Below are 12,363 nucleotides of genomic sequence, written 5' to 3'. Positions count from 1 at the left end.
GCCCGTGTTCTAAAAGTGTACGCTTCTGTTGCGGATGGCGATAACCACGGAGAATTATCATGACTGACAGTACACCGGTTCCACAGGCTCCCCTTGATCCGGAAAAAGCGCTACAGCAGCTTGCCGAGCAGGATCTTGATGGGCAGATCGAGTCACTTGAAGCAGTGCACTTGGCCCTGACACGTAAACTCTCGCAGGCACAGGGTTAGACCATGGCACGGCTCATCCGCGTCGATGCCGAGTTGGTCCGCCGCAAGCTAGCGCGGTCCAGACAGCACGCTGCAGAACTGATTTCGCAAGGGGCGGTCTACCTTGACGGAGTAGTTGTGCATAAGGCGGCTCGACAAATGGATCCCGCGCAGGCACTGGTAGTGAAAGAAGGAAGTGGCGAGTCCTATGTTTCACGCGGTGCCTACAAGTTGATTGGCGCACTGGACGCATTGGCTGGCGACGGTCCGGTTATCAAAGGAAGGCGTTGTCTCGATGCAGGGGCCTCCACGGGAGGTTTTACCGAGGTGCTGCTACGCCGGGGGGCTGAACACGTGGTCGCCGTCGACGTCGGATACGGACAAATAGCGTGGAAACTACGAGAAGATCCACGAGTTACGGTGATCGAACGGACGAATGTACGTACTCTTGATCCCGCCCTTGTCGCCCCCGCGCCGAGCCTGGTAGTCGGTGACCTTTCTTTTATCTCTTTAGCGCTCGTGCTCCCCGCGTTGATCGCAGCGGCCACACCGGATGCGGACTTCCTGCTCATGGTCAAGCCCCAGTTCGAAGTCGGACGTGAGCTGCTCGGCTCGGGTGGTGTGGTTCGTGACCCCGCCTTGCATCACCAGGCGGTGCTGCGCGTTGCACAGTCCGCTCGCGATGCAGGCCTCGCAATCAAGGCGGTAGCGGCATCGCCGCTGCCCGGACCCGCCGGCAATGTAGAGTACTTTCTGTATATGAAGGCGGGCGAGCCGGATAGACTCGGTGAGACCCTGTCACGTGCTATTCAAGAGGCCATTGAGACAGGGCCGGTCGGCCCAAGGGTAGGAGACTGATGGATCGAAAGGTGGCGCTGATCGCCCACCCGGCGCGCCCAGACGTGGACCGCTCCGTTAAGGCGGTAACAGATGCTCTCACGGCCAGGGGAATTCGGGTGGAACTGGGGGAGACCCCGCAGGCCGTACGCGGTGCGGAGCTGATCCTGGTGATCGGCGGTGACGGCACCGTATTGCGTGCCGCGGAACTCGGTCGACCGGAAGGAACCCCTATCCTCGGCATCAACTACGGCCATGTAGGCTTCCTGTCCGAGGCAGATCCGGATGATTTGCCACGCGTTGTCGATCAGATTGCCGAGGGCCAGTGGGCCGTTGATCGCCGCATGACCATCGATCTGACGGTCACACTTCCCGACGGGACGGTGTTGCGGGACTGGGCTCTTAACGATGCCGCTATCGAGAAAGACGAGACCTCACGCATGATTGAGGTAGAAATCGGTGTGGACTCTCGGGAGCTTTCCGCCTTCAAGGTCGACACCGTTGTCTTCTCGACACCCACCGGTTCCACCGCTTACAGCTTCTCGGCGGGCGGCCCGATCGTATGGCCCGACGTCGAAGCGATGCTCCTGACACCGATCGCTGCCCATGCTCTATTCACCCGGCCGTTAGTGGTCGGGCCGACTTCAACGTTGGAATTGCGTGTGCATGCCGATAATGCGCGTGTATGGTGCGACGGGCGACGGATCCTGCCGGCTCCCTGTGGATCAACTGTTACTGCGGTACGTGGTGAGCATCCGGTGTTGTTGGCGCGACTGAACGATTCGCCGTTCTCCGGCCGTCTGGTGACGAAGTTCCAACTTCCTGTGACGGGATGGCGTGAACAGAGCAACTTACGATAGTAGATGAGCTGCCACAGTCGATGAGTTGTCATACGGTGGTGAGGTGCAATGATAGAGCGGGTTCGAATCTCAAATCTGGGTGTTATCGAGCACGCCGAACTTGAGCTTGGTACCGGCCTGACTGCCTTAACCGGTGAAACCGGAGCCGGCAAGACGATGGCTGTGACGTCGTTGCAACTCCTATTAGGTGCAAAAGCCGACCCGGGCAGGGTTCGTCAGGGGGCAGACTTGGCGGAAGTGGAGGGAACTTTCGTCGTCCCCGCGGATGCCCAGATTCTCGCGCGAGTGGCCGAGGTCGGCGGGCAGTGGGACGACGACGGCGACGTGGCGGTGCTCATCGTGGCCCGCCATGTGCCCGCCTCCGGACGCTCCCGCTCCTTCATCGGAGGCCGGTCCGTTCCAACCGCGGTGTTGCGGGAGATCGCCGGCGATCTCGTTACCCTACACGGCCAGTCCGATCAGCTCCGCTTAGCTACCCCAGCGCAACAGCGGCGCGCACTTGACATGTTCGGCGGCCAAGCCGTGGCGAACGCCGCCCAGGCATGGGCGGACGCATGGAACCAGCACGCCGCAGCACAAAAGGCACTCGCGGACTTTGAGGCTGATATCCGTGGCCAAGCAGAGCAGCGCTTGGCCTACGAAGCGCTGGTCCAGAAAGTAGATGCGGTTCGCCCGCAGCCCGGTGAGGACGATGAACTGCGGGCACAGGCACGGTATCTGGAGATGATCGAGCAGAACTATGCGGGAATATCGGAAGCTGCGGCGCAGCTCGCGGGATCCGACACCGTGGAGGAACCAGCGTTGACAACCGTGGCCATGGCGCGGCGGGCCTTAGATGACGTTGCTGCCGACGACCGGTTGAACGAGCTCCGACTACGTCTGTCGAGCGCCGAGAATGAGCTCAATGATATCGCCGCCACGCTGGCAGATTTGGCGGCGCACACGGCAGCGGACCCGGAGAAGCTGGCAGCGATCTATGAACGTCGGCAAGAACTGTCGGGATTACGCCGCGAGCTCGGCATGGGCATTGACGAGGCCTTGGCGGCTACCGCACGGGCTCGTGCGGCCTTGGAGAGACTCGGCGACCCCGAAGCCACGCGTGAAGAGCTTGTTCGCGAACTGGAAGAAGCGGAGGCGCGACGGCGGCGCTGCGGAGCCGACCTGCACTCGGCACGTGCGGAAGCAGCACGCGGGTTAGCGCAGCTGGTTCAAGCCGAACTCACGGATCTTGCCCTCCCGGATGCCAGATTCGAGATTAAGGTGGCGACCCACGAACCCGCTCCGCACGGAGCAGACGCAATCAGCTTCTTACTTGCCTCCCACCGTGGCGCACCATTGCGCCCGCTCGGAGAAGGCGCTTCCGGTGGAGAACTCTCGCGTGTCATGCTCGCCGTTGAGGTTGCGCTAGCAACACGGGACCATGAAACGGACCACACCTTTCTGTTCGACGAAGTCGACGCCGGAATCGGTGGGCGCGCCGCCCTGGCAGTGGGAAAACGTCTTGCGAACCTCGGCAATACAAGCCAGGTCATCGTCGTCACTCACCTCGCTCAAGTGGCGGCATACGCCCAAACTCAGGCCGTCGTCGTCAAGCGAGACGGCGCCGAAGCGGCGCGCACGGACGTCCTTAGCGTCGAGGGTGAGGAACGCCTCAATGAACTGGCGCGGATGCTGGGGGGAACGGCCTCAAAGACGGCACGCGCGCACGCCGCTGAATTGCTCGAGGGCGTGGATGTGGCACGATGACTTTGTGGCTATTCATTTCCGGCGGAAAAAGGACCCGCAGGATCCCGGTGAATCGGCGGGACCCGCGCGGGTTGATGCGCGCACCAAGAATCTGACCAAACGCCTGGAAGCGGGCGACGTCGCCATTATTGATCACAGCGATATCGACCGCGTGGCGGCTGAGGCGCTGGTCGGTTGTAAACCCGCAGCGGTGCTTAACGCCGCGAAGTCGACGTCGGGACGCTATCCGAACTTGGGGCCGGGGATCCTGCAGGAGGCCGACGTCTTGTTGATAGACGACCTCGGTTCGGCGGTCATGGACATCCGCGAAGGGCAACATGTACGCCTGGAAGAGGGCGCGTGTACGTCGGCGACGAACTTATCGCCGAAGGCGTGGTACAAACTGCCGAAACCATCGCGGCTGACCAGGAGGCCGCGCGGGCGGGAATGAGCGTGCAACTCAAGGCGTTCGCCACCAACACCATGGAATATGTTGAACGCGAGCAGGACCTCATTTTTGATGGCGTCGGCGTGCCCGACGTCAAGACCAAGTTCGAGGGACGCCAAGTACTGGTGGTAGTGCGTGGCTATCGGTACAAAGAAGATCTTGCCGCGCTGCGTCCCTACATTCGCGAAACTCGTCCAATCATGATCGGCGTGGACGGTGGGGCAGACGCAATCCTGGAAGAAGGATTGCCACTGGACATGATCGTTGGTGACATGGACTCGGTATCGGACAAGGCATTGGCATCGGGTGCGGAAGTCATCGTTCATGCCTACCGCGACGGCCGGGCCCCGGGCCGGAAACGCGTTGAAGATCTCGGTGTTCCCCATGTCGTTTTTCCGTGCACGGGTACATCTGAGGATGTTGCGATGCTGTTGGCCGACGACAAGGGTGCCAAGCTCATTGTGGCAGTGGGAACCCACAACACTCTTATCGAGTTCCTGGATAAGGGCCGCTCGGGAATGGCCTCCACTTTTCTGACTCGACTGGCGATCGGCGGTAAGCTGATTGATGCTAAGGGAGTTTCGCAGCTCTACCGTTCGCGAATCTCCAACTGGCAGATTTTCGCGCTCATCCTCGCGGGATGCGTGGCTATCGGTGCTGCACTGACCGCCACGGCGGCCGGCCAAGCGCTCGTTGAACTGGTGTCGGTGTGGTGCGGCGACATTGTGCGCTGGTTCCGGTCTATCTTCTGATGTAAAGGAATATTATGGTCGACTTCAGGTACCATCTGGTGTCTCTGGTCTCGGTGTTCATCGCCTTGGCCGTTGGGATTATTCTGGGCGCCGGGCCGCTCCAGAACACGATTGGAAACGCGTTGTCCGGACAGGTGGAGACACTGCGAGAGTCACGCGATGAAGCACGTGATGCGCTGGACGCGGCACAAGAGACGCTGGAGAATGAGAACACCGCTCTGAGCGCCGCCGGGACTCAACTTGTGGAAGGGACGTTGACCGGACGCAATGTCGGATTGATCATGCTGCCCGGTGTCGATGACGAAACGGTCAGGGGCCTCGAGGACAGGCTCGAAAGCGCCGGCGCGACCATCAGTGGTGAAGTCAGACTGACCGAGAATTTCGCCTCGTCAAACCAGTCAACCTACCGCCAAGCCCTTGCTTCCCAGTTGGCTGACTACGCCGATTCACTTCCAGACAACGCCGGTACGAATGAGATAATCGCGGTTTTTGTCGATATGTACCTTCGCAAGGGAACCAGCGACGGTAACGTGCAGGTGTTTGCGGATTCTCTCACCGCTGATGATAAGAAGCAGCTGGTTAATGTAACCCGTGAGGTAACGGCACCGGCAGATGCCATTGTGATCGTCACACCGGCAACCGCTGAGTCAAGTGATGCCACTGCATCGGCAAGCCCTGACGCAGCCGAGATCACTGCGCAAAACGGCGTCTATACATCCCTCTTTACGACGTCGGCGGGACGGGGACCGACCGTGGCCGTCGGGTCGATGGTTCAGGACGACGACCCACTGGTCGGCATGCGGCGGGCGGATGTCGGCTCAACGGTGGACTCGGTGGGAACAGTCTCCGCGAGCATCAATACATCACTTGCGGTCGCCGCCGAGATTGTCGGCACACATGTCTCGCTCGGGTCCCAGGAAGGCGCCGAGGCGGTGTTGGGCACTCGCGTGAACGCTGCGGCATCGGCGCAGAGCACAAGCGAACCCAGTGAGAACCCCAGCGACAGCCCTAGCGAGGACCAGTGACCAGGGTCGGGCTGAGAACGGGTACGGCCCGTAAAATGGGCGCAATCGTCACGGGTGCCGCCGCTTCCATATTGGCCAAAGCTGTGATTAAGCGGCGTGAGGCTTCCTTTCGCAGCTGGGAGAGAACATCGTTCTCCGGCGCGACCGTGACGCTTACTGAGGGAATCGAGGCTGCGGCCGGAGTCTTGGTGTCGAGCCTCGTCGTGCCGTCTCATGCACGGATGGGCGCCGTCTTCGCGGTAGGAGCCAGTGCGGCTGCAGGCTACATCGACGACCAGCTGGAAGACCGTTTCCCGGCGAAAGGGAAAGGCTTGAAAGGGCATCTCGGCGCGTTGCGACGCGGGCAACTGACCTCCGGGGCCCTGAAGATTGGCGTTATCGGCCTGGGATCTGCGGTTGGTGCCGCCGCCTTGCCACATGAAGGCGGGCATATGCGACGAATCGGTCAGTGGACGAATCAAGCGGCGTTGATTGCGGGAACAGCGAATCTGGTCAACCTCTTGGACCTGCGGCCCGGGCGTGCCCTGAAAGCATCCATGATGCTGGCAGGGCCACTGGCCGCAGGAGGAAACACAATTGGTGGCCCGCTTGCCTGTGGCGTTGTAGGAGCCAGTGCCGTCGCCTTGCCAGAAGACTTGGCCGGTGTTGGCATGCTGGGAGACCTCGGCGCCAACTGTGTTGGAGCAGCCACGGGAATGGCGCTGGCATCGCTGAAGAGCCCGCTCCTGCGGTGGGGAGCGCTTGGTGGTCTTGTCGGCCTGACTCTCGCCAGTGAGAAGGTGTCGTTCTCGAAGGTTATTGAGGAGAATCGGCTTCTGGCGTGGATTGACAGTATCGGACGGGCATGAGATCGCCTGCAGCATCCGTGCTTGGCGCGGCGGGATCAATCGCTGTTCTCACCCTGCTTGCGCGTCTGGTTGGTTTCGTGCGGACCTGGGCGCAGAACGGTGCACTGGGAGACACACTTGCCGGTGAGGCGTATTCCACCTCGAATACCGTGCCAAATGTTCTGTTCGAAGTGGCTGCGGGCGGCGCCCTTGCGGGCGCGGTCATCCCTCTGATTTCCGGTTTCTTGGCCAAACGTATGCGCCAGGAACTTGAGCGGACCGCCTCTGCCCTCATCACCTGGATCGCGCTCGTCGGATTCCCGCTGGCAGGTATTGTGGTCGTGCTGGCCGGCCCCATCACCCGTCTGCTACTGGGAAGCGGAGTAGATGAGGGCGAACTGGAGCTGGCCCAGCGCTTGCTGCAGATGTTCGCACTGCAGATACCGCTGTACGGGCTGTCAGTGGTTCTGACCGGCATCCTGCAGGCTCACAACCGCTTCTTGCTGCCGGCTGTGGCGCCCATGTTGTCGTCGCTGACCGTGATTGGTACGTTCGTCCTCTTTGGCCATTTGGCGAACGGCCAGCAGAACGCACCGGCGAATTTGAGTAGCGCCGCCGTGTGCTGGCTGGGGTGGGGAACGACGGCGGGTGTCGTCGCGTTCTCTGTTCCGCAGCTCATTCCCGTTCTCAAATTGATACATCTACGGCCCACGCTCCGGTTTCCAGCGGGCGTCGCCCGGCGTGCGTTGCGGCTCATGGGTGCGGGGTTGGGTGGCCTTGCCGCACAGCAAATGCAGATCGTCACAATCATGGTGGTTGCCAATGCGCGGGGTGGTACCGGCGCCTACCCGGTGTACACCTTCGCGAACGCGGTCTACATGGTGCCCTATGCGGTTTTGGCAGTTCCCATTGCCACTGCAGTCTTCCCTCGTCTTTCCGCGGCAGCTGCGCTGCCCGGCCGTCCGGGGCTCTCCGAGCTGACAGCGCGATCAACGCGGCTCGTGCTGGAGATTGGAATCGTATGCGTAGCACTGCTCGCCGTGCTTGCGACACCGGCACAGTTGATTTTTGATATTCTGCGGCCGGTAGCGGGCATGGATATCGCCATGCGCGCGATGGCGCCCGGCCTGGTTGGCTACGCCCTCATCTACCATTGCTCGCGGGTGCTGTATGCGATCAACGCACCGAAGGCAGTCGCGGCGGTGAGTTCGGTCGCGTGGCTGAGTGTCTGCGCGGTTCTCGGCGTTGCGATGGTGATCGGCGTGGAAGGCCGGTCATCGGTGCTCGTGGCCATTGGCATTGCCATCTCCGCGGGGATGACAATCGGTGCTCTCGGTGAAATAGTGGCAATCCGCAGAGCACTTGGACCCGAGGCGACCCGCGGATACGGCAAGTCGGCGCTCATGGTGGCCGTTGCCGTCTCGGCAGCCGCAGTGTTGGCGCATTTCGGGGTGCAGGGCCTGTTGGCGCTACTGGGCAGTGGTCTTTTGGGTGCACTTGTGGCGGCAATGGGGGGAGCCATCATACTCATTGCCGCAGGAGGTGGCACTATTCTTCTCGTGGATCGCAGCGCACTGAGTCTTACCGGTCGACCGGATGCGGCTCGTCTAAAAGTGCGGAATGTGCTGCAATCCGAAGAAGAGCAGCAAAGGGACTGATGGCGGCTCGGGTAGTCTGCCGGAGGTGTACCGCAAGTCGTATTGTCAGCGGTGTCGTGATAGGAGGGGCTCCGTCACTCTGATAGTCTGAAGTTCCGTGGAACAAACTTCGGCCCGGCTCCCGGGAAACCAGAACTCGATCACTCGTCAGATTTTCGTCACCGGCGGCGTAGCCAGTTCCTTGGGGAAGGGACTAACCGCCTCCAGCCTGGGGCATCTTCTTCGCGCGCGCGGCTTACGGGTTGTTATGCAAAAGCTCGACCCCTATATCAATGTGGATCCGGGTACTATGAATCCCTTCCAGCACGGCGAGGTGTTCGTGACCAAAGACGGCACTGAAACTGACCTCGATATCGGGCATTACGAGCGTTTTCTGGATATCGAGCTCTCCGGGGCGGCCAATTCCACCACCGGGCAGGTGTACTCTCGCGTGCTGGCGAAGGAACGAGCCGGAGAGTACTTGGGCGAATGCGTGCAGGTGATTCCTCATATCACCGATGAGATTATCTCCCGCATGCGTGCCCAGGCCGAACCGGATGAGGACGGCCAGGTCCCGGATGTGATTATTACTGAGATCGGGGGCACAGTTGGCGACATCGAGTCGCAACCCTTCCTGGAAGCGGCCCGGCAAGTACGTCAACTCATTGGCCGCGACAACTGCTTCTTCATACACGTGTCACTTGTCCCTTACCTTGCTGCTGGGGGCGAACTGAAGACGAAGCCGACCCAACACTCGGTTGCGGCACTTCGTTCCATCGGTATTCAACCTGACGCGATCGTCTTGCGCTGTGATCGGGAGCTTCCGGAGAGCGTACGGCAGAAGGTTGCACTGATGTGCGACGTCGACAGGGAAGGCGTTATCGAGTGTCAAGACGCCGCTTCAATTTACGAGATTCCTGTGACCTTACATAACGAGGGGCTGGACGCATATGTCGTGCGTCGACTCTCCATGAGCTTCCGCGACGTCGACTGGACGGTGTGGGACCGTCTTCTCGACCGGGTGCGCCATCCGCGTCAGGATATCACCGTGGCGCTTGTCGGTAAGTACATCGACCTGCATGATGCGTACCTTTCTGTGGCGGAGGCGTTACGTGCCGCCGGATTCCATCACTATGCGCGGGTGACCATAAAGTGGGTCGCTTCCGATACATGCGAAACGCCCGAAGGGGCGGAAGAGCAGCTTTCAGATGTCGATGCGATTCTTGTTCCCGGAGGCTTCGGCGTGCGCGGGCTGGATGGCAAGATCGGCGCATTGCGCTACGCCCGCGAAAACGGCATCCCAACGTTGGGAATCTGCCTCGGGCTGCAGTGCATGGTGATTGAGGCGGCACGTAATCTCCTTGGGTTAGCCGAGGCCTCATCGACCGAATTCGACCCGCAGACGCCCGATCCGGTGATCGCAACGATGGATGAGCAGCGCAAATTCGTCGATGGCACCGGCGATCTGGGAGGTACCATGCGGCTGGGTGCCTATCCTGCCGCCCTGGGAGAGGGATCGCTGGTTGCCGAGTTGTACGGAACTCTCCATGTTTCAGAACGTCATCGCCACCGTTATGAAGTGAATGCGCAATACCGGGATCGTCTTGAGGAGGCTGGTTTGCACGTGAGCGGGGTGTCACCGGACGGCGAACTCGTGGAATTCGTCGAACTGGACCGAACGCAGCACCCCTATTATGTGGCGACACAGGCACATCCGGAATTCAAGAGTCGTCCGACGAAGGCCCACCCGTTGTTCGCGGGACTGATCGGTGCGGCATTGACGCGACGGCACGGCGCCGTGCCAGAGACCGCCGTCGCCGAATTCACCCCGGCACATGCCACCGAATTGTAGGCGCGGGCATGGAAACGATAGAACTACGCGACCAGCCGACGCCGCTTCATGCCCGGGTCACCGTTAGTGCGGCGCCGTATCGTGGGCATATTTTCGATGTTCTTGTCGACGATATTGTTTTAGAGACCACCGGCGCTACGATGCGGCGCGAGTACATGAAACATGACGACGCCGTTGCCGTGGTTGCCCTACGCCCCGGAGTCACCGGCGAAGAGATTCTGCTGATCCGGCAGTACCGCCACCCGGTGCGCGCCATGATGTGGGAGATACCGGCGGGTTTGCTCGACGTAGAAGGGGAAGACCCCGGCACCGCGGCGCGGCGCGAGTTAGCCGAAGAAACCGATCTGGTCGCGCAAACATGGGAACCGCTGGTCCAATTCCTCACCTCACCGGGCTGCTCCGATGAAGGGATTCACGTGTTCCTGGCACGGGAATTGCAACCGACCGAACAGAGATTCGCACGAGAAGACGAGGAAGCGGAAATAGAGACGCATTGGTTCCCCTTGGGCGATGTCGTGCAAGCTGTTCTATCCGGCAGGCTACGTTGCCCGACGTTGGTGGCCGGAGTTCTCGCCTATTGTGCGAAGCGGGGTGTGACTCAGCGAGAAGGCTGACCGCAGCCGCGTTGCGATCCCCTGACGACGGACCGACATTTCCGCGCGGAAGCGCCCTGCGGGATGCGCCCTAGCGTAGCACTTGTGTTTGACCTGTGGTGGCAGGCATTCTCAGTGGTAATCACGCATCACGCCCTCCCGTGTCGCATATGGCGCCAAGGCTACTCGCCTACTTCGACGCACTCCGTCGGTAATTCGGTGTACCATCAAAGAAGTTTCGGATGTTCGAAAATTGGTGGAACAGTATGGGCGAACAATCCCGGGCGGACCGGCACACTCCGCAGCCTGCAGAAACAGGTGGGGATCCTTCGACATCCCGCGTAACGGGCGGGCGAAGAAGGTTCTCCCGGTTCACCATGCTGGGACCGGGCTTCGTTGCAGCCGTAGCGTATTTGGACCCGGGAAACTTCGCCACCAACATCACCGCCGGCGCCACATATGGCTACCTCTTAGTGTGGGTGATTGTGGGGGCCAACCTGATGGCCATGCTCATCCAGTACCTCGCGGCGCGGATAGGTGTGCTCACGGGCCGTACTCTGCCCGAACTCATTGCCGAGCACTCGTCGAATCCGGTGCGACTCGGCTACTGGCTGCAGGCCCAAGTGGTGGCGATTGCTACCGACCTCGCCGAGGTCGTTGGCGGTGCGCTCGCTCTCCAAGTGCTCACCGGCATGCCCCTCCTGCTTGGTGCGGCGATTACGATATGTGCCTCCATGGTGATCCTCATGCTGCAGGGCGAGCGAAGGCAGCGACAGTTCGAGCGGGTTATCATCGCGATGGTCCTGATTATCGCCGGCGGTATCCTCTGGGACCTGCTCGCCGCACAGCCGTCCTTATCGGGAACGTTGTCTGGATTGACGCCGCGCTTCACCGGAGCGGATTCCTTGGTACTCGCGGCGGGCATGCTTGGTGCCACGGTTATGCCGCATGCCATCTATCTGCATTCCGCGCTCGTACGCGACCGTTTCGGCCGAGTCATGGACGAGGCGTCGGTCAACAATTTGCTCCGGGCCACCCGCCTCGACATCGTGTTGTCGATGCTTGTGGCGGGAGCGGTGAACCTGGCGATGGTGCTTCTGGCCGCTGGTGCGTTGCGGGGCAGTGCGGGAACGGACACGCTCACCGGCGCGCACAGCGCGCTGCTTGCGGGCCTCGGTCCGGGAGCCGCCGCTGCTTTTGCGGTGTCGTTGTTAATGGCCGGATTGGCCTCCACCACGGTCGGCTCCTACTCCGGATCGGTTATCCTCAACGGGCTGCTGCGCGTGAATGCCTCACCGCTGATTGCACGTTTGATCACCGCTGTTCCGGCACTCATTGTGCTGGCGTGTGGGGTCGATGCAACACGAGCCTTGGTGCTGTCGCAGGTTGTTCTGTCCTTCGGTATACCGCTGGTGCTCATTCCGCTTGTCGGACTCTCCGCGCGCGAGGGTATTGCCGGACGAAGTTTGCCGCTGAGTGTTCGTATTCTCACATGGATATGCGTGACACTCATTGTGGCTCTGAATGTGGCGCTTCTTATCGCAACCTTCCGCGGTTGATACTGCCAGCTCCGATCCTACGACGTGCGAAAGTTCTCATAGGACCTCCTGCCTAGATCG

The 12,363-nt window shown here is 61.0% G+C and carries 10 protein-coding genes and 1 pseudogene; all 11 read left to right on the top strand.

All coding sequences use genetic code 11. The annotated features are described in order from the left end of the window. Positions 1 to 59 precede the first annotated feature (59 nt). The 11 genes and pseudogenes from DDD63_RS12250 to DDD63_RS06420 all read left to right on the top strand — a co-directional run bounded on the left by DDD63_RS12250 (position 60) and on the right by DDD63_RS06420 (position 12,303). Positions 60 to 209, top strand: coding sequence for a hypothetical protein (locus tag DDD63_RS12250; RefSeq protein ID WP_164505481.1), 150 nt, complete (start codon positions 60 to 62; stop codon positions 207 to 209). Between the two features lie 3 nt (positions 210 to 212). Continuing rightward, positions 213 to 1,046 carry a TlyA family RNA methyltransferase gene (locus DDD63_RS06465; RefSeq protein WP_108715681.1) on the top strand — a complete coding sequence of 278 codons (834 nt, stop codon included), beginning with the start codon at positions 213 to 215 and terminating at the stop codon, positions 1,044 to 1,046. Next, positions 1,046 to 1,885, top strand: coding sequence for an NAD kinase (locus DDD63_RS06460; protein WP_108715680.1), 840 nt, complete (start codon positions 1,046 to 1,048; stop codon positions 1,883 to 1,885). The genes DDD63_RS06465 and DDD63_RS06460 overlap by 1 nt, the downstream gene beginning before the upstream one ends. A gap of 48 nt (positions 1,886 to 1,933) precedes the next feature. Next, positions 1,934 to 3,631 (top strand): DNA repair protein RecN, encoded by a 1,698-nt coding sequence (recN, locus tag DDD63_RS06455; protein ID WP_108715679.1) that lies wholly within the window; start codon positions 1,934 to 1,936, stop codon positions 3,629 to 3,631. Then, positions 3,618 to 4,810: pseudogene (gene steA / locus DDD63_RS06450) on the top strand (putative cytokinetic ring protein SteA). The gene recN and the pseudogene steA overlap by 14 nt, the downstream one beginning before the upstream one ends. A gap of 14 nt (positions 4,811 to 4,824) precedes the next feature. Beyond that, positions 4,825 to 5,835, top strand: coding sequence for a copper transporter (locus DDD63_RS06445; RefSeq protein ID WP_108715678.1), 1,011 nt, complete (start codon positions 4,825 to 4,827; stop codon positions 5,833 to 5,835). Positions 5,836 to 5,870: 35 nt separating this feature from the next. Then, on the top strand, positions 5,871 to 6,683 hold the full coding sequence (locus DDD63_RS06440) for a hypothetical protein (protein WP_108715677.1): 813 nt from the start codon (positions 5,871 to 5,873) through the stop codon (positions 6,681 to 6,683). Then, on the top strand, positions 6,680 to 8,320 hold the full coding sequence (locus DDD63_RS06435) for a lipid II flippase MurJ (RefSeq protein WP_108715676.1): 1,641 nt from the start codon (positions 6,680 to 6,682) through the stop codon (positions 8,318 to 8,320). Before DDD63_RS06440 ends, DDD63_RS06435 begins: the two co-directional genes overlap by 4 nt. Positions 8,321 to 8,417: 97 nt before the next feature. Further along, positions 8,418 to 10,151 carry a CTP synthase gene (locus DDD63_RS06430; protein ID WP_108715675.1) on the top strand — a complete coding sequence of 578 codons (1,734 nt, stop codon included), beginning with the start codon at positions 8,418 to 8,420 and terminating at the stop codon, positions 10,149 to 10,151. Between the two features lie 8 nt (positions 10,152 to 10,159). Continuing rightward, positions 10,160 to 10,765, top strand: a complete 606-nt coding sequence (locus tag DDD63_RS06425; protein ID WP_108715674.1) for an NUDIX hydrolase — start codon at positions 10,160 to 10,162, stop codon at positions 10,763 to 10,765. Positions 10,766 to 11,010: 245 nt separating this feature from the next. Next, a complete protein-coding gene (locus DDD63_RS06420; protein WP_205647208.1) occupies positions 11,011 to 12,303 on the top strand; it encodes an Nramp family divalent metal transporter in 1,293 nt (430 codons plus the stop codon). The last annotated feature ends 60 nt before the right edge of the window (positions 12,304 to 12,363 follow it).

The organism is Actinobaculum sp. 313, assembly GCF_003073475.1.
Taxonomy (GTDB): domain Bacteria; phylum Actinomycetota; class Actinomycetes; order Actinomycetales; family Actinomycetaceae; genus Asp313.
This window is presented reverse-complemented; position numbering and strand designations above follow the sequence as displayed.